Annotated in this window: 18 protein-coding genes; 17 read left to right on the forward strand and 1 reads right to left on the reverse strand. The window is 51.6% G+C overall.

The window, feature by feature from the left end; all coding sequences use genetic code 11:
• Positions 1 to 243 precede the first annotated feature (243 nt).
• The gene (locus VCU37_RS06620; RefSeq protein WP_336249844.1) at positions 244 to 1,194 is read right to left on the reverse strand and encodes a sugar-binding transcriptional regulator; all 951 of its coding nucleotides are present in this window, start codon (positions 1,192 to 1,194) and stop codon (positions 244 to 246) included.
• 161 nt (positions 1,195 to 1,355) lie between these two features.
• Here VCU37_RS06620 and VCU37_RS06625 point away from each other — a divergent pair, with 161 nt between their 5' ends.
• The 17 genes from VCU37_RS06625 (at position 1,356) to VCU37_RS06705 (ending at position 18,789) form a co-directional block, all read left to right on the forward strand.
• Positions 1,356 to 3,101, forward strand: a complete 1,746-nt coding sequence (locus tag VCU37_RS06625) for a glycerol-3-phosphate dehydrogenase/oxidase (protein ID WP_336249845.1) — start codon at positions 1,356 to 1,358, stop codon at positions 3,099 to 3,101.
• A 94-nt stretch (positions 3,102 to 3,195) separates the two neighbouring features.
• The gene (glpK, locus tag VCU37_RS06630; RefSeq protein ID WP_336249846.1) at positions 3,196 to 4,728 is read left to right on the forward strand and encodes a glycerol kinase GlpK; all 1,533 of its coding nucleotides are present in this window, start codon (positions 3,196 to 3,198) and stop codon (positions 4,726 to 4,728) included.
• Between the two features lie 231 nt (positions 4,729 to 4,959).
• Positions 4,960 to 5,259 (forward strand): PTS sugar transporter subunit IIB, encoded by a 300-nt coding sequence (locus VCU37_RS06635; RefSeq protein WP_336249847.1) that lies wholly within the window; start codon positions 4,960 to 4,962, stop codon positions 5,257 to 5,259.
• Between the two features lie 3 nt (positions 5,260 to 5,262).
• Positions 5,263 to 6,789 carry a PTS galactitol transporter subunit IIC gene (locus VCU37_RS06640; protein ID WP_336249848.1) on the forward strand — a complete coding sequence of 509 codons (1,527 nt, stop codon included), beginning with the start codon at positions 5,263 to 5,265 and terminating at the stop codon, positions 6,787 to 6,789.
• Positions 6,786 to 7,211, forward strand: a complete 426-nt coding sequence (locus VCU37_RS06645; protein ID WP_336249849.1) for a hypothetical protein — start codon at positions 6,786 to 6,788, stop codon at positions 7,209 to 7,211. The genes VCU37_RS06640 and VCU37_RS06645 overlap by 4 nt, the downstream gene beginning before the upstream one ends.
• Positions 7,208 to 7,651 carry a PTS sugar transporter subunit IIA gene (locus tag VCU37_RS06650; RefSeq protein ID WP_336249850.1) on the forward strand — a complete coding sequence of 148 codons (444 nt, stop codon included), beginning with the start codon at positions 7,208 to 7,210 and terminating at the stop codon, positions 7,649 to 7,651. The genes VCU37_RS06645 and VCU37_RS06650 overlap by 4 nt, the downstream gene beginning before the upstream one ends.
• 14 nt (positions 7,652 to 7,665) lie before the next feature.
• The gene (locus tag VCU37_RS06655; RefSeq protein WP_336249851.1) at positions 7,666 to 8,322 is read left to right on the forward strand and encodes a class II aldolase/adducin family protein; all 657 of its coding nucleotides are present in this window, start codon (positions 7,666 to 7,668) and stop codon (positions 8,320 to 8,322) included.
• A 3-nt stretch (positions 8,323 to 8,325) separates the two neighbouring features.
• Complete coding sequence (locus tag VCU37_RS06660; protein ID WP_336249852.1) at positions 8,326 to 9,375, forward strand: zinc-dependent alcohol dehydrogenase; 1,050 nt, start codon at positions 8,326 to 8,328, stop codon at positions 9,373 to 9,375.
• Between the two features lie 12 nt (positions 9,376 to 9,387).
• Positions 9,388 to 10,449, forward strand: coding sequence for an NAD(P)H-dependent glycerol-3-phosphate dehydrogenase (locus VCU37_RS06665; protein WP_336249853.1), 1,062 nt, complete (start codon positions 9,388 to 9,390; stop codon positions 10,447 to 10,449).
• Between the two features lie 13 nt (positions 10,450 to 10,462).
• Positions 10,463 to 11,275, forward strand: coding sequence for a DeoR/GlpR family DNA-binding transcription regulator (locus VCU37_RS06670; protein ID WP_336249854.1), 813 nt, complete (start codon positions 10,463 to 10,465; stop codon positions 11,273 to 11,275).
• An 83-nt stretch (positions 11,276 to 11,358) separates the two neighbouring features.
• A complete protein-coding gene (gene tal, locus VCU37_RS06675; protein WP_336249855.1) occupies positions 11,359 to 12,438 on the forward strand; it encodes a transaldolase in 1,080 nt (359 codons plus the stop codon).
• A gap of 26 nt (positions 12,439 to 12,464) precedes the next feature.
• On the forward strand, positions 12,465 to 12,956 hold the full coding sequence (locus tag VCU37_RS06680) for a ribose-5-phosphate isomerase (protein WP_336249856.1): 492 nt from the start codon (positions 12,465 to 12,467) through the stop codon (positions 12,954 to 12,956).
• Positions 12,957 to 12,968: 12 nt separating this feature from the next.
• Positions 12,969 to 14,336 carry a sn-glycerol-1-phosphate dehydrogenase gene (locus tag VCU37_RS06685; protein WP_336249857.1) on the forward strand — a complete coding sequence of 456 codons (1,368 nt, stop codon included), beginning with the start codon at positions 12,969 to 12,971 and terminating at the stop codon, positions 14,334 to 14,336.
• Positions 14,337 to 14,358: 22 nt separating this feature from the next.
• Positions 14,359 to 15,300, forward strand: coding sequence for a DUF7973 family transport facilitator (locus VCU37_RS06690; protein ID WP_336249858.1), 942 nt, complete (start codon positions 14,359 to 14,361; stop codon positions 15,298 to 15,300).
• A 4-nt stretch (positions 15,301 to 15,304) separates the two neighbouring features.
• Positions 15,305 to 16,141 carry an HAD-IIA family hydrolase gene (locus VCU37_RS06695; RefSeq protein WP_336249859.1) on the forward strand — a complete coding sequence of 279 codons (837 nt, stop codon included), beginning with the start codon at positions 15,305 to 15,307 and terminating at the stop codon, positions 16,139 to 16,141.
• Between the two features lie 42 nt (positions 16,142 to 16,183).
• Complete coding sequence (locus tag VCU37_RS06700; RefSeq protein WP_336249860.1) at positions 16,184 to 17,749, forward strand: FGGY-family carbohydrate kinase; 1,566 nt, start codon at positions 16,184 to 16,186, stop codon at positions 17,747 to 17,749.
• A gap of 2 nt (positions 17,750 to 17,751) precedes the next feature.
• A complete protein-coding gene (locus tag VCU37_RS06705; protein ID WP_336249861.1) occupies positions 17,752 to 18,789 on the forward strand; it encodes a zinc-binding dehydrogenase in 1,038 nt (345 codons plus the stop codon).
• Positions 18,790 to 18,829 lie beyond the last annotated feature (40 nt).

Here is an 18,829-nt window from a genome sequence, read left to right on the forward strand (position 1 = left end):
AAAAATATACTGATAAATGTAGATTTACAAAGTACGACTTTCTTGATACTGATTCTAGTCGTAAGATTCAATATATTAATATCAGAAATAGCTATATTTTTTGGAATAGTATCTATCTTCTATCTGGTTTAATAATCATTGTATTGTGAAGTGGGCCAATCGTACGCGCCGCTAGACATGCCAGGCGCACCAATATGGCCCCTCGGCCTACCGAACCCCAAGAGTGACTGAACCTCAAGAGTGCTAGCGGTTGGCGCGACTCAGCAACGCTTTTGCGGTATCCCAATCAATCACAAGATCTGTTGCTACACCAGCACGCAACGCCCCTAACAGGGGAGCAGCCTTGGTAGGTCCAGACACGACACAGATACGGCGAGGCACCTCCGCAAGTTGTGCAGGTGTGTATCCCGTGGCGCCTTGGTTAATGGGAATATCCTCATAGGTTCCATCTTCACGCAGCATCACCGTACACACATCACCCACAACACCTTGTTGGCGTAACGCAAGCATGTCCTTTTCGTCTAAGTAGCCATTGGCATAGACATGACTAATGGTTGGGCCACTCAAGACGCCTACGCTAAACAGGGCAACCGTCATTTTAGATTGCACTTCAAGAACAGCCTTAACAGAACGTTCTTGCCACATCAGTTCTTTGGTCTTGGGATTATCAAAGAACGCCGGTACCGGGAAATACACAATCCGAGCGTCCATTTTGGTTGCCATATTGGTGAGGAGGTCACCAACCCAAGGAATCCCACTGTTGCGAGTGTTAACTGCCCCATTGATCTGCACCAGCGTTAACCCAGGAATGGGATGGGCATTGAGTTGTTCAGAGACATTGACGATCGTTGTACCCCACGCGATACCTACCACATCGTCAGGGGTCAAGATATTGACTAAGAGATCGCCGGCCACTTGGGTCACGCGGCGTAACCGCTGATTGGCCGATGCATTGGCCGGGAGATGCACGACCCTGGCGTTCACGCCGAACCGATCGGATAGCTCTCTGTCCATGGGGCTGCTTACGGCAGGTTGGCGCACCTTGACCTGAACCACACCAAGATCTCTTGCTTCACTCAACATTCTGGAAATCGTTGAGCGCGAAACACCCATATCTCTTGCGATGGCCTGCATCGTTTCGTTATGCAGCCAGTACCGGGTAGCAACCTCGATCATGGTCGTGTCAGATGCCATTGACAGCCCTCCATACGGTGAATATTGGAAACCGCTATTGTGCGCTCATATGCATGGTTAGTCAAACGTGCGGGTGCACATATGTATTTCACTTTGCACATTTTGTTCATCGGCGGTTGTATAGGACTACCTAACAACTGTTCTACAAGAAGGCACATCCCATGCATTCAACCTCCCTCAATCCAACGCAACGCGCGAACGCACTTGATCGTCTTGCAACGGTGGAATACGACATTTTGGTGATCGGTGGTGGGATTACCGGTGCTGGTATCGCCCTTGATGCCCAGAGCCGGGGGTATCGCACTGGCATTGTGGAAGCCCAAGACTGGGCAAGTGGCACCTCAAGCCGTTCGAGTCGCATGATGCACGGTGGGTTGCGGTACCTGTACCAGCTTGACTTTCCGTTGGTCAGTGAAGCCCTGCGTGAACGTGGATTGCTGATGTCCACGATCGCCCCACATCTGGTACGGCCTCAACCGTTCCTATGGCCGCTGAAGACACCCGTTATTGAACGCTCCTATTCAGCGGTGGGCGTAGGTATGTACGACGCGTTGGCTGTGGCAGGTGCGTTGGGCAAGCGCATTGTTCCGACACAAAAGCACTACAACCGTGAGGAAACGAAAGAGCTCTTCCCTTCCGTAGATGAAAGCCTCATCGTAGGCTCCATTCAGTATTACGACAGTCGCGTTGATGATGCACGCATGGTGATTGCCACGGTTCGCGCCGCAGTCGGCTACGGTGCAGATGCGGTCAGTCGCTGCCAAGTCATTGGGTTTGAAAAGAATGAAGATGGCCGTGTTGTTGCCGCATTAGCCATTGACCTCGAAACGATGACTGAGTTCAAGATTCGAGCCAAGCACTTCATTCAAGCTGCAGGTGTGTGGACCGAAGAGATTCAACATATGGCCACACCAGATGGTGGATTGCAGGTACTAGCATCCAAGGGCATTCATATCTTGGTACCCCGTGACAAGATCAAAGCGAAAACCGGTATGTTCCTGCGTACCGAAAAGAGCGTCCTATTTATCATCCCATGGCAGTACTACTGGGTGATTGGCACGACAGACACCGCGTGGCATGAACAACTCCGGAACCCTGTACCCACGGCTGAAGATATTGATTATGTCATTGAACATGCGAATGTGATGCTCAATGAGGAAGACAAAATCACGCGTGATGATGTCATTGGTACCTACGCCGGGTTACGTCCACTCTTACAGCCAAAGGTTAAAGAAGGTTCGAATAAGGATTCAACGAAGGTCAGTCGCGAACACACCACCATTGAAGTTACCCCTGGCCTTATCGCCATCGCTGGCGGCAAGTACACGACCTATCGCGTGATGGCGAAAGATGCGGTAGATATGGCTATCGGTGACGTTGAAGCCCGTCGCCATCCCTCCCGCACAGAAACGATTGGGGTTGTTGGTGCTGATGGGTTTGATGCGATCAAGGCCCAAGTACACGACCTTCAAGGTGACCTCGGTATTGATGAATCAACGTTGCGTCACCTCCTTGGGCGCTACGGCTCAGAAGTTGAAGTGATCTTTGATCTAATCCGTGAAAACCCAGCGTTAGGAGAGCGGTTGGAGGCCTGCCCGTGGTACCTGAAAGCAGAAATTGCGATGGCAGTACTTCATGAAGGCGCGTTGCACTTAGAAGATATCTTTATCCAACGTGTCCGCCTGAATAGTGAGACTCGTGACCGTGGTGCTGGAGCGGTTGACCAGGTACTTGAGATTATTGCGCCAATCATGGGTTGGAATGATGCTCGTATTCAGGAGGAACGTACCAATTATTTGAACCGTGTGAAGGCAGAATTATTGGCGGAACGCCAGACCAATGATGCTGGAGCATCTGCTGCTCGTGGTCAGGCGAAGGAAATGGTGCCCATGTTGGGGGGCAACTAGCCCCGTACAGGACTTTTAAGGAATTGCGTTCCATACCCCTAGTCCGATAGAACTACAGAGAGACATCCCTTCGACTGCTCAAAAAGGAGCATCTATGAGTGACCACAAGTACGTCCTGGCTATTGACCAGGGCACCACGTCCAGCCGTGCCATTGTTTTCAATCATGGCGGGCAGATCGTTTCCGTCGGCCAGATGGAACATGAACAGATTTTCCCGAAGGCTGGATGGGTTGAACACAATCCTGAGGAGGTCTGGGATAACGTCCGCGCGGTTATCGGTCAAGTACTTGCAGATTGCCAGGCAAATAAAGACCAGATTGCAGCCATTGGTATTACTAACCAGCGTGAAACAACCGTTGTGTGGGACAAAAATACAGGGAAGCCGGTATATAACGCCATCGTTTGGCAAGACACTCGCACGCAGAAGATCTGTGATCGCTTGGCAGGGGATGAAGGTCCAGATAAGTACAAGAAGAAGGTCGGGTTGCCACTGGCTACCTATTTCTCCGGTCCAAAAGTGATTTGGATTCTTGAGAATGTCGAAGGTGCACGTGAGAAAGCCGAGGCTGGTGACCTGTTGATGGGCACCATGGACTGCTTCTTAATCTGGCACCTATCAGGTGGTCCTGACGGTGGCAAGCACGTTACTGATGTAACCAACGCAAGCCGAACCATGCTGATGAACCTGGAAACCCTTGACTGGGATGACGAGATTATCGCTGACTTTGGCATCCCCAAGTCCATGCTGCCTACCATTACCTCCTCATCAGAGGTCTTTGCCGAAGGGCGTCCGACAGGTCTGCTTCCTGGCGTACCTATCTCTGGCAACCTTGGTGACCAGCAGGCAGCAACCTTTGGTCAAGCCTGTTTTGAAAAAGGTATGGCTAAGAACACCTACGGCACGGGTAACTTCATGCTCATCAACACGGGTAATGAGATCGTGCCAAGTGAAAACGGCCTGTTAACAACTGTTTGTTACAAGATGGGTGATGACAAGGCCGTATATGCCTTGGAAGGCTCTATTGCGGTCACTGGCTCCCTGGTGCAGTGGTTACGTGACAATTTGAAGATGTTTGATAGCGCACCAGAAATTGAAGCCTTGGCCAACACCGTGGAAGACAACGGTGGTTGCTACTTCGTTCCCGCCTTCTCCGGGTTATTCGCCCCGTATTGGCGTTCTGATGCTCGTGGTGCAATTGTTGGCCTTACGCGTTACGTCAATCGTGGCCATATTGCCCGCGCGGTCTTGGAAGCGACCGCGTTCCAGACCGCCGAAGTGCTTGATGCCATGAATGCTGATTCTGGGGTGCCACTTACCGAGCTGAAAGTAGACGGTGGGATGACGGCCAATGACACCTTGATGCAGTTCCAAGCCGACATTCTCGGAGTACCCGTGGTGAAGCCCGTCGTAGCTGAAACAACAGCCCTCGGAGCCGCTTATGCTGCAGGTTTGGCAGTCGGGTTCTGGGAATCAACCCAAGATGTGATTGACAATTGGGTTGAAGATAAGCGTTGGATACCTTCAATGGATAAGGACGCACGCGACCGGACGTATCGCTTATGGAAGAAAGCCGTCACTCGTACCCTTGATTGGGTCGATGAGGACGTTGAGGCGGCAAGTATCTAACTCGCCTACCTTATTGCATGGCCCACAGCATGTCTGTGGGCCATTGTTATACCGCTATACCTGTCATTTGGCGATAACAGACCACTGATAGGTCAGCCCCTTTTGCCTGGTTAGTACGACAAAAATGAATAAACATTGGCCTGTGAATTTGACACAGAACTTTGTGAATTGCCACGATCACTTCAAGTAACTCAATCCCCCAGGTTTGGGGGTGATCTGAAGGGAAGCGCAATGATCAAGAAGAAATTTTTGGTGTGCTGTGGCACAGGTATCGCCACAAGTGTGCAAGTTGCAGCCAAGCTTAAAGAGGTGATGAAGGAGCGAGGAATTCAGGCCTTGACTGCTGAATGTAAAGCCTCTGAGATCGCCTCCAAAGTTGAAACGAGCCCGCCAGATGTCATTGTGGCAACCGCTGAGGTCCGGGTAAAGCCAGGGGGGCCTCGCGTATTTCGTGGCGTTCCCTTTTTAACTGGTGTTGGTGAGGAAGAACTCGCTGATGATATTGCCAACTATCTGAAGTCTGGGGGATAGGTGATGGCGTTTATCCAATACATCCTTGATCTCGGGCCAGCCATCGTTTTACCTATCATCATGTTTGGCCTGGGCATGATACTCAGGATGCCAGTGGGTCGATCATTTCGATCAGCGTTAACAATCGGGGTTGGGTTTATTGCCATCAACCTGGTCATTGGCCTCATGGGTGAAACACTTGGGCCTACTACCCAAAAAATGGTTGAGAATATTGGGGTGAACCTACCCATTGTGGATGTTGGCTGGCCTGTGGCAGCCACGATTGCCTTTGGGACCGCATCGGTTGTGCCATGGATCTTTTTACTGGGCATCGTGACAAACCTGGCCATGATCGCATTGAACTGGACCAAAACGCTCAATGTTGATATGTGGAATTATTGGCACTTTATTTTTAGTGCTGCGTTTGTCCATGTCATTACGGGAAACTTCATACTGGCTATCGGCATCGGTATTTTGACGTCGGTCATTGTGCTTAAGCTTGCTGATGCACTCGCCCCAGTCATCCAAGATGTCTATCAGATGCCCGGCATTACCACGCCGCATACGGAAACCGCTGGTCTTGCTCCGCTGACTTGGGTCCTTAACAAAGGCATTGATCGGGTACCGGGGCTAAACAAACTGCACGCCACACCCGAAGACATCCAAGAAAAGTGGGGTGTAATTGGTGAACCCATGATGATGGGTACGGTGCTTGGCGGGTTGATCGCCATTTTGGCCTACTACCCCGATTTTGCGACCGACCCTGGTGACGCCTTCGCGAATATTTTGCGTGTTTCCATCACGCTAGGTGCCGTCATGCTGGTCTTGCCTCGTATGGTTGCCATTTTGATGGAAGGTCTTGTGCCTATTTCTGACGCAGCCAAGAAGTTCATTTCAAGTCGCTTCCCAGGGCGAGAGCTATACATCGGTCTTGACGCCGCTATTTTGATTGGGGCACCAGCCAATATGAGTACCGCCATCATTATGGTCCCCATCACGTTGGTACTAGCTATTTTGATGAGCTTTATTGGACTCAACAAGATGCTGCCTTTTACCGACTTGGCAACGCTACCGTTCTTTTGTATTTGGGCGACAACCTGGCATCGAGGCAATATCATCCGGTCAACGGTCATTATGTCCATCGTCATGACCTTCTATCTTGCCATTGGCACATTCTTAGCTGATGCAACAACCCAATTGGCCATCGCTGCTCAATTTGATATGCCAGATAACGCCCAGCTCATTTCTTCCATTGATTCGGGTGCCCACCTGGTTCCCTTCCTCTTGGTCTTCCCATTCATGCTCGACCAGATCAATGCCTACGGCCCCAATTTCATGGTCTTCACTGGGTTTATCGTTGGTTTCACCCTAATCAGCTACATCGTCTTTTTTGTGAAGTACCTACGGGGAGATGTGATCGGAATGGAAGATAAACATCTCTATGTCACCGAAGATGCCTCAGATGATGAAAGCTGGGATGACTACACCGCGTCAGCGGCTTCTACTGAAGGATCCTCAGACGATTCCGCAAGCGATGGTGGCTACACATGACGCACGTTTGGTTAGACACCGTCCTTGGGCCGTGGTGGCGCACGGCCGTTGATGGGTTTATCAGTGGATTCTGGATTATCGTCATTCCTATCGTCATCTGGATGTGGGCGATGCGTGCCGGTGGACAAACCCAATCTCTCGTCCTTCGCGAGGCCAATGCGTTTATTGCTGCCCTTGGGCAACGTGCTGATCGACTCAGTGATGAAGAATTACTCAATCGTTTTCGTCCAACATTGCAACGAATAGGTGAACAACAGCAATGGATGCCCGCGATGTCAGGATTATGGGTCCAGCGGGCTAACGGGGCAACTATTGAACGCGCCGTTCGGCTAACCCCAACCACGATGCATCGTATTCGAGCAAATGTTCGCCACAATCACCAACGCCGAACGCGAGCAAGCGGTTCAAGGAGGACATCGTGAATGAGTTTTATGCCGTGTGGGAAACAGATGCCACAACGAGCGATGCGTTATTCCATGATGTTGTTCCGCGATTAGTAGCCGAAGGGGTAGCCCAACCATCCCTGACTGAGGCACTCATCGCGCGTGAACAGGCCTTTCCAACGGGTCTTGATTTTGGCCATGTACAAGTCGCCTTACCCCATGCCGACCCAGAACATATAGCGCGACCAGGGGTGATTTTGGTTCGACATCACACCCCAATCACGTTTTTAGCGATGGGAGAACCGGAAACCGTTTTAGAGGCTCAGGCATCGTTATGGCCCATCGTTGTTGACGCCCAAGCCCAATTGGAGTTGCTTGGCAAGATGATTGCGTTGCTTCAAGATGAGCCATCAGCCACAACCCTCATCGAGGGTGATCAAACACGCGCGCTGACAATGCTCAGCGCACTCACCACGTAATGCTTGGAGTTGCTATGCGGTATGAACAAGAGCGTGAACAGATCATCAATTCTTGTATTCGTATGTGTGATGATCAGTTGACATTAGGCACATCTGGCAATGTCAGTATTCGGATTGGTGACCACATTGTGATCACCCCATCCGCGGTGCCTTATCCAGAGTTAACGCCAGATATGGTGCCCATCATTGACTTAGAAGGCAATGTCATCGAAGGTGCATTCAAACCCTCTAGTGAAACACCGTTACATACGTTGCTATATCGAGAAACCGACGCCCAAGCGATCGTGCATACCCACCCCATCTATGGCGTGGTATTAGGCACCTTGCGGCGGGAGACACCGCTAATTCATTACATGTTGGCACCAATGGGGGGTGCGGTTCGTGTTGCTCCGTATGCCCAGTTTGGAACACAAGAACTCGCCGATAATGTGTTGGCTGCGGCCAAAGGCCGTTCAGCCGTGCTCATGGAGAATCATGGTGCAATCGCTTGGGGAAAGGATCTTGCGTCAGCCTATTCCAAATGTGCCTATCTGGAGTGGTGTTGTGAGGTGTGGTGCAAGGCTGCCGCTATTGGAGATCCTCACCTCTTGTCCACCAAGCAAGTTGAGTCGGTCGTACAAGAATTGGCTTCTTATAGCCCGATTGCTGATACCCCTCAAAGGGAGGTGTGAGGAGTGCGCGCATGGATATTTCATGGGCCTGGTGATGTACGTCTTGAGGAAGTACCAATCGCACACCCTGGTCCAGGTGAAATAAAACTTGCGATAAAAGCGGCGGCTACCTGTGGCACCGACTTGAAAACCTACCGGCGCGGCCACCCGACCATCCCGGTTACCCCCTCACGGTTTGGGCATGAGCCAGCGGGCATTGTCACCGAGGTGGGGGAGGGCGTGACAACGTTTCGTGAAGGTGATCGGGTTGTCTGTGCCAATACCGTCCCGTGTGGTGTTTGTTTCTACTGTTCAATTGACCGTGAAAGCCTATGTCCGAACCTTGAGTTTTTATACGGTGCCTTTGCGGACGAACTCATCGTCCCTGCTGCGATCACACGGCGAAATACCTATCACATTCCAGATCATCTGTCCTTCGCTGCTGTCGCACCCTTGGAGCCACTGGCCACGGTTGTTCACGGTATTGACCAGAGCGGTATTCGGCTTGGTGACACCGTTGTGGTGAACGGGGCAGGGCCGATCGGGCAAATGCATACCCGCTTGGCTACCGCACGTGGAGCCCATGTCATTTGCGTTGACAAGCGCGCGTGGCGCTTGGACCAAGCAGCTGCGGCTGGAGCAGTGGAGACGATCAATATTGACGGTATTGACGATGTTGATGCCATCGCCCAACGGGTGAAAGCCGCCACTCCGGACCACCGTGGGGCTGATGTTGCGATCGAGGCAGTCGGTCTGGCCGAGGTCTGGGAACAAACATGGAAGGTTCTGCGCCCTGGTGGTATCGCCATCATGTTTGGAGGAACACCAGCAAATGCCATGATGTCACTGAATACCTCGGTGATGCACTATCAAGAGATTGAAATTAAGGGCATTTTCCATCACACCCCGCGATATGTCCGTATGGCGGTAGACATGCTCGATTCAGGCATTGTGGATGGGCAAGCATTAATTACTGAATTGCGTCCTCTTGAGGATCTCATTATCAGTCTTGAAGACATGGCACAGGGTAACGGATCGAAATATGCGTTGGTACCTGACCTCGTCAAGGCATAGAAAGGAAACCTTATGGCAACAATAACAATCTTAGGGGCAGGGGTGATGGCCAGCGCGTTGAGTGTGCCCTTAGCTGATAACGGACATACGGTTCGTCTCGTCGGTACCCATCTTGATGATCACATTATTGATTCACTACAGAGTTCGGGAATGCACCCTGTTTTAGAGCTGTCGTTGCCCGCCGCGGTTGAACCATTTCATTTTGCTGATGCGGCTCACGCATTTGAAAGCACTGACGTGGTGATGAATGGTACGAATAGTTTTGGTGTTGAGTGGATTGGCAACACCATTGGTCAGTATTTCCAGCCAGGTATGAAGTTTCTTTCCATCACAAAAGGCATGCGCGCTGATGATGATGGGACGCTGTACACCATCCCACAGGCACTGAAACGTATGATGCAACCTGAAGATGTCCAAAAGGTGACATGGAACGCCATTGTGGGTCCGTCAATCGCAGGTGAACTGGCTGTTCGGCACCAGACATGTGTGGTGTTTTGCGGCGAAGACAATGAAAGCCTCCAATACCTTGCCGACTTGTTTAGAACGGACTATTACCACATCTGGACCTCAACAGACTTTGTGGGGTACGAAGTCGGTGCGGCATTTAAGAATGTCTATGCGTTCGCAATGGGCTTAGCTCGAGGTTTACTGAAACACGAAGGCAAAGAACATGACAAGTACGTGATGTTCAACTATGAGGCAGCCGTATTTGCCCAAGCCCAAACTGAGCTTCGACAGTGGGTTGAGTTCTTAGGTGGTAATCCGACGCTAGCTGATGGGCTCGGTGGAGTAGGGGATATGTTCGTCACGTCAATGGGAGGTCGTAATGTGCGTGCCGCAACTTATGTGGGTTCTGGCATGCCATTCAGCAAGGTTGTAAACGGACCGATGAAGGGCATCACCTTAGAAGGTGTTGCCGCTATTGAGGTTGTAGGCAAAGCACTTGAACGTTTAACCGATCGAGGCATTGTAAACGCGAGTTCGTTCCCGCTGTGTCGTCATCTGTACAACGTTGTCGTACACGATGGTCCGTTTGCTATGCCCTGGGATTTGTTCTATCAAACCATCGAGTAGTCACTGGTCTGTCATGTCTGAGGCACTTCGTTACGATCCCAGCCCGTCTCGACGGCGCCAACTTCAGTTATTGGATTTGGTCGTGAGACGGGGGGCGCAGCATGTTGATGCATTAGCTGCTGAATTGGGTGTCTCCTCAATGACGGTGTACCGCGACATTGCGGCGTTGGAAACAGAACAACTTGTAGAACGGCACCGTGGGGCGGTCACTGCTGCAATGTCATCATTATCTGAATTCGCCACTGCGTTACGGATGGGGCGGTGCCAGGCAGAAAAAGAAGCGATGAGTGCGCGCGCTAAAACAATGCTTCGTCCCGGTCAAGCCGTATTAATCGACGATTCAACGACACTTTTTCCTTTAGTCAACGAGCTTCATACCCTAACCCCTATCACGGTAGTAACCAATTCATCCCTGGCAATGCGGCACCTCGGTGGGATGACAGGTGTCACACTCATCTCCACCGGGGGAGAATACGTGTCGTGGGCAGATGGGTACGTAGGAACCCTTAGTGAAACGACCGTGCGGTCATTACGCCTCGATGTTGCACTGATGAGCGTGTCAGCTATCAACCAGGGGTGGTGCATGCATTCGGACCCCCGATTTGTGAGTATCAAACGCACCATGATGGAAAGTGCCACGGCCAAGATTCTTGTCGTTGACCACACCAAATTTGAACGATCAGCCCTGTATCGCATTGCGCCACTATCGAACTACGACCATGTCATTACCGATACTGGTATTTCTTCAGATGCACAACTCCAGTTAGAAGAGTCTGGTGTCCCCTTTGACGTTGTGACACCTCTGGTGCATGCCTCGGCACCGTAGGCCATTCACCACCCATTAGACTTCTGCCCGCATTTAGATAGCTCATCAGGCGAAATGCGCCTGCCCCGTGTTGAAAGGTAGTTATGACCACACGTTCTTCACAGATTGAATCACTCGGTCAAGCAATTTGGCTTGATGCGATTACTCGTTCCTGGCTCGGGCCAGATGGCCATATCGCCAAGCTCATCGCGGCACACGATATTTATGGACTAACGTCTAATCCCTCCATTTTCGCTAGTGCGATCGCCAGTGCTCCCGAATACGCCGAAGCTGTTACATCCCTGGGTAGCAATGACGCTGCCACCGTGTTATGGACACTGATGAAAGAAGATGTTGGTGCGGCCTGTGACTTATTTGCGCCCCTATATGCGGAAAGTAACGGGTTGCATGGGTACTGCTCGATCGAAGTCGATCCGTCAGCAGCCCATGATGCTGAACGGACTATTAGTCAAGCCCGAGAATTATGGACAACCATTAATCGGCCTAATTTGATGATTAAGGTACCAGGCACCATGGAGGGACTGGTCGCCATTGAAACCCTGATTAGTGAGGGTATCAATGTCAATGCAACCTTGTTGTTCAGCGTCCAGCGATATGAAGCGCTTGTCGAAGCCTGGCTTCGGGGGTTAGAAACCCGATTGGCCAAAGGTTTACCACTGGATCGCGTGGCCAGCGTGGCAAGTTTCTTTGTATCTCGCGTTGATGGCGCGGTGGACCCCCTGCTGCCAGAGGGTTCACCACTGCGAGGCAAAGCTGCTATCGCGAATGCTCGCAGCGCCTATGCTGCATTTGAGCGGATGCGTTCGGGGGAGCGCTGGGCAGCACTTAAAGCTGCAGGGGCTATGGTGCAGCGTCCGCTATGGGCGTCGACTTCTGCAAAGAACCCGGCCTATTCGCCCGTACTGTACGTAGATGAATTAATTGGTCCTGACACGGTGAATACCGTTCCTGAAGCGACCCTAGATGCTATTAGAACCCACAGTAATCCAGCTGACCGCCTGAGTGGAAGTGGTGAAGATGCCCGCGCCACGATTCAGGAGCTCGCCGAGGCGGGCATTGATATTACGAAGATTGCGAATGACCTTGAAACTGCTGGTCTTAGCGCATTTGTAACGTCTTTTGACGAGGCAATTGCAACCGTTGCTGCCTCACTACCCAGTTAAAAACGCCTGATGTAAAGGAGAATCTCATGGGCCTCAGAATTGTTGTTGCTGCAGATAGTGCCGGGGTTGACTACAAAACAATCCTTGCCGAAGACCTTCGCCAAGATGACCGTGTCGATGAGGTGATCGATGTTGGGCTTCAACCCGGTGAAGATGTTGATTATCCCCATATTGCGGTGAAAGCTGCAAAAATGATTGCAGATGGCCAAGCAGATAGAGGCCTTTTCGTATGCGGTACCGGTATGGGGGTTGCCATTGCTGCCAATAAAGTACCCGGTATTCGGGCGAGCGTGGCCCATGATTCATTTAGTGTTGAGCGTCTTGTGCTCTCAAATAACGCACAGGTGCTTACCTTTGGTCAACGGGTAATTGGCATTGAATTAGCTCGACGGCTGGCAAAGGAATGGCTTGGTTACACCTTTGATCCCAATAGTCGGTCAGGCCCCAAAGTGGCGGCCTTAGATGCCTATGACGAGGCACATGGAGCGATTGAAACGGTCCCAGGAAACTGTGCGTGAGAGGAGGAAGTCATGGCCATTGACGATCGTATTCAACAGGCTTTAGCGTACGCAGACACGACCAAGCACATTGCATTTGGCCATCATGTCACCGGTCAGGCCGGTGCACTCTTTGCGCAGTCATTTCCTGGCAAACGAGCGATTTTGGTCGCAGATACGAATACCTGGAATGCCTGTGGCCCAGATGTCCAAGCAAGTTTTGAGGCTGCTGGTATCTCAATGGATAACCCGTATATCTTTCCTGGGTCTCCAACGCTGTATGCCAGTTATGAAAATGTTGACATCCTCCGTGGCATCCTTCGAGCAACGGATGCCATTTGTTGTTCAATTGCCGCAGGCACATTAAATGACTTGGCCAAATTGGCAAGTTATGAGTTGGAACGCCCGTATATGAATGTGTGTACAGCAGCCAGTGTCGATGGGTTTGCTGCGTTCGGCGCATCGATCGCCAAGGATGGGTTTAAAATCACCCGGACCTGTGACGCCCCCGTTGCCCTGGTTGCAGACGTTGATGTGATGGCTCAAGCACCTCAGCGGCTGACCGCAACTGGTTATGGTGATTTGATCGAGAAAATACCGGCTGGTGCTGATTGGATACTGAGTGAAGAACTCGGAATTGAAGCCATTGATACTCGGGTGTGGGAACTTGTTCAGGGCCCGTTACGCCAGGCCCTTGCCAACCCTGATGCGATTGCGTCTGGTGACCCCGATGCCCTCGTCGGTCTAGCCGAAGGCAATCTGATGAGTGGCCTTGCTATGCAGGCCTACCAATCCAGCCGACCGGCCTCTGGGGCTGGGCATCAATTTAGTCACACCTGGGAAATGGAAGGTCATGGGTTGGATGAAGAACCGCCATTGAGCCACGGCTTCAAGGTGGGTATTGGCACGATAGCCTCTTGTGCGTTGTGGGAATATGCCTTGTCGCTTGATCTCACCACGATTGACATTGATGCCCTTGTAGCCACAGCACCAACCCGCGCCCAGGTAGAAGAACAGGTTCGGGCATTACATATTCCGGCTATCCAAGATGCCGCGGTATCACAAACGATGGATAAGTTTGTCGATGGCGAAGCGTTGCGTGAACGTCTTGAACGCATTGTTGCTCGCTGGCCCCAAATTGTTGAGCGTTGTCAGGCGCAATTAATAAGTCCTGAGGAGGTTATGGCGGCATTACATGCCGTCGGTGCACCAAGCCATCCGGCCATGATTGGGATTGATCTTGCACGTTTGAAGCAAACCTACTTCCAGGCATATTCCATACGTTCTCGCTACACGATTCTTGATCTGCTCAATAATGTGCAATATTTAGGTAATGCTGTTGACGCCCTGTTCGGGCCAGACGGTTTTTGGGGTAGACACCTCGACCCACTAGCTAGTTAACTCCACAATTTAAAGGATCCCTATGGACCCCATCGTGCTTTTCGGCGATGTGAACCTCTATTGGCTCATTGCCGCAGCTGCCGGCGGCCTATTTGGTGCCGCAATCGGGGGCAACATCGCGTTCGGTTTTACCGGCATAACTATTTTGCTGGGCCTAGCCGTTGCCACCGTCACAGACAGTTCATACGTCATTGACTTTGTAGCGTTTGGCCCCATCTTCGGTCCTCATATTTCGTTCGCAGGTGGTGCTGCTGCCGCAGCCTATGCGGCTAAGAAAGGCTATTTGGAAACTGGACGAGACTTGAATACGCCGTTAGTCAGCCTAGATAAGCCCGATGTACTGTTGGTGGGTGCTGGCTTTGGTGTACTTGGGTACCTGATCAAGGCAATTGTGTCCTACATCCCGTACTTGGGTGAAAAAGTTGACGCCGTTGCCTTGACCGTACTGCTCAGCGGTCTCATCGCCCGTGCGATGTTCTCATCAACGCCGGTTGCAAAATGGGCTGCCACATTAGATGGTGATCGTCATTGGGTTCCTTGGCAAGAACGTCCCGGCCAGGTGGCGGTGTTGTCTGTGGGTTCTTCGGTTTTGGCTATCGGGATTGCGATGTATCTCGTTCAGATTGAGGGTATCAATCCTGCACTTGCGGGATTCGCGCCGATCCTTCCCTTTGCATTAAGTGCCATCTGCATCATCCTGTTGGTCCTTGGCGCAAACATGCCCGTTACTCACCACATCACATTGACCTCTGCCTTAGGGGCTGTTACCTACCTGCCCATTGTTGGTGGCAATATGTTCGTCGCTTTGGTTATCGGCGTCATCTTTGGCCTCATTGCTGGGTTTGGCGCCGAGTTCGTTCAGCGACTCTTCTACGCCAATGGCGATACCCACATCGATCCACCGGCAGGCATTATCTGGTTCAATACATTCTTGATTTTGGTATCAGCATCGTTCTTCGCTTAAGGCCATGACGACCGTACCCAACCCCGAGGCCATTACGACGTGGTATGACGCGTACGTCTTTGACCTAGACGGCACCATCTATTTAGGGGATGAATTGCTCCCCGGTGCTCGGGAATTGATAGACACCTTACGACAACACGAAATTCCCGTACGGTTCTTATCGAATAATCCCACTAAAAGCCCCCATATGTATGTGGAAAAGCTTGCGGGGTTGGGTATTGATGCCCCGATAGAAACAATTGCGAATACCGTGGTCACCATGACCCGATGGCTTCAAACCCATCATCCTGGGGCCACGGTATTTCCTATTGCTGAAGCACCACTGGTTGAGGCACTTGATGCCGCAGGTATCCGTATGAGTTCGGATCCGACTGAGATAGACATTGTTATTGCGTCATATGATCGCGCCTTTACCTATGAAAAATTGCAAATCGCCTTTGACGCCATTTGGTTTCATCGTCGGGCCATCTTGGTTGCAACTAATCCCGATAGATACTGCCCTTTTCCTGGTGGGCGAGGTGAACCTGATTGTGCGGCCATCATCGCCGCTATCGAAGCGTGCACTGGGGTGACCTGTGACACGATTGTCGGGAAACCCAACCCCATAACCATTCATGAAAGCCTCAGGGGGCTTGATATTCCCTTCGAACGGTGTGTGATGGTTGGTGACCGCTTGGGTACCGATATCAAAATGGCGGTAAATACCGGAATGAAGAGTGCTCTCGTTTTGACAGGGGACTCCGATTTGGCTGATGTTGAAACCTGTGATCCTGGCGATAGACCGACATGGATTATCGAACGTATCGATGATCTCATCCCCGTGAATATTCGACCCACCTAGGGCTGAGGCCAAGCCGCAGCCCCATCTTCGTAAAGGAGTGCTATGAGCTTGCCCACAGATTCATCCGGACCATTCTTGCTCGGTGTTGATTTTGGAACCGAGTCCTGCCGTGTAGCCATCTTTGATGTCCATGGCCACCCAGTTCATTTTGCCGCTACCTCATACCCAACTCATCACCCACGCCCGGGTTGGGCAGAACAAGACCCCGGTGATTGGTGGTCATCATTTATCGCATCCACACGAAAAGCGATAGAAGGTGCCAAGATTAATCCCGATCAGATCGCCGGTATTAGTTACGACGCCACCACCATGACTGTTGTACCGATGGATGCGAATGGTAACCATCTCCGTCGGGCAATTATGTGGATGGATGTACGCGCGAGCGCTGAAGCCGAGCGAGCGTCAACGATTGACCATTGGGCCAGGCTGTATAACGGTGGTGGCACCATGTCAGCCACCGCCGAGTGGTACCCCTTCAAAGTGGCCTGGTTAGCCGCCAACGAACCAGCAATCGTTGACCAGGCCGCATACATCATTGATGCCCCTGACTGGGTGACGTACAAGCTGACGGGCGAATGGACCATCAACATTAACTCAGCAGCTCACCGCATGTACTACAACCGTGATCATGGTGGTTGGCCGACAGAGTTCTATGACCATATAGGTGCCGGCGCAGCCTTTTCAAAAATGTCCGATCGAGTGCTTGATGCAGGGGTATTGGTTGGGACATTAACTCCTCAAGCCGCTAATGACTTGGGGCTGAAAGCAGGAACACCGGTTGCCCAAGGAATTGCAGATGCATGGGCAGGCCAAATTGGTCTCGGTGTCGTTCGTCCTGGGAAAACGGCCTTGATTACAGGGTCAAGCCATGTCATCAGTGCCCAAAGTGACACCGCCCTCAGCGGAAAAGGCTTTTTTGGAGCCTATACGGATGGGGTTGTTCCAGGGCAATACACCTGTGAAGGTGGCCAGGTTTCAACAGGTTCTGTGCTGAAGTGGTACAAAGACAATTTCCTTGGCTCGGTATCAACAGCAGCCGAAACGATCGGCGCAAATCCCTACGATCTGATGAATCAACGCGCTGCTGAAATCCCAATCGGTTCAGAGGGACTGATTGTGAACGAGTACTTCCAAGGTAATCGTACGCCCTACACCGACTCCAAAGCCCGTGGCTCAATCTGGGGACTAAGCCTGCACCACACGCCGGCACATATCTATCGTGCCATTCAAGAGGGAGTGTGCTACGGCACCGAACATATTTTGCGTCATATGCGTGAAGCCGGACTCACCGTGGATGAAATTGTTGCATGCGGTGGGGCAACAAAGAGCCGCCATTGGATGCAGATGCATGCTGATGTAACGGGTGTGCCTATCACGCTAACCGAAGTTGGTGATGCCGTGGTCTTAGGTTCATGCATGATCGCAGCTGTAGGTGCCGGAATCTACAGCGACCTCCAAGAAGCTGCCGATCAGATGGTGCATCCAGTTGAAGTTATTGAGCCCGATCAGCATAATCACGAGGCATACGCCTTCTATGTTGACCAGTACGCCAATACCTATCCCGCGTTACGCGAATTTGAACATGCTGTTGTTGATACGTTGGGGTAACGATGCGCGCAGTCGTCTTTGACGGGCCAGGGGACCTGAACCTCAAAGAGGTCCCCGATCCAGTCATGGGTCACCATGACATCCTGATCGCCCCAACCTGTACCACCCTTTGTGGCACTGATGTCCGTATTGTACGAGGTGAAAAAACAAGCGGGATACGAAAAGGCATCATCTTAGGACATGAGATTGCTGGGAAAGTCGTCGGGGTAGGCAGCGGTGTTACCGGATGGCAAGAAGGTGACCGCGTGAGCGTATTACCCCTCATCGGTTGTGGACGTTGCACACCGTGCGTGACAGGTAATCAGCAAATGTGCGTTCACCCAGAGCTTTTTTCCTATGACCTTGATGGTTCCTTGGCTGATCTGATGCTCATTCCTGAACGGGCACTGGCTCGTGGTTCAGTCGTACGTATCAATTCGTCTGTTCCTGCTCCTGCTGCAGCTTTAGCCGAACCGTTGGCCTGTATTCTTACCGGTGTTGCCGCCTGTGGGTTGACCCTTGGTGAAGATGTACTGATCCTTGGGGCTGGTCCCATCGGCCTATTGTGGACTCAAGTTGCAAAAGCTGCGGGTGCAAACCGGATCATCGTAACGAATCGGGGGTGGGAACGACGTAATTTGGCCCTCGCGATGGGGGCAACCCATGCGATTGATCCCACCGACATTGATCTCGCCGAAGCCGTCCATGAGCTTACAGATGGTAACGGTGTCGACTTGGCAGTTCTTGCTATCGGAGTACCGTCGCTGATGAATGATGCACTTCGATGCACAAAAAACCTTGGGCGCGTAAGTGCATTTGCGGGGTTCCCAAAAGATTCAACCGCCACTATTGATGCCAACCTGATTCATTACAATCAGATTGCCGTGTATGGAGCCTCTAATTCAGGTCCGTATCACCATCGACGGGCTGTTCAATTTATTGAATCAGGAGTGATCGACACCGCTCGACTCGTAACCCACAACTTTGGGCTTGATGCGATTCATCGTGCTTTGGAAGTTGTTGCTAACCGTGAAGGTGTCAAGGTAGCAATTACGCCATAACAACACGCAACCCAATGCAGGGTCTTGGTTATTTGCAAGA

The sequence above is a fragment of the Stomatohabitans albus genome (assembly GCF_036336025.1).
Lineage (GTDB): Bacteria > Actinomycetota > Nitriliruptoria > Euzebyales > Euzebyaceae > Stomatohabitans > Stomatohabitans albus.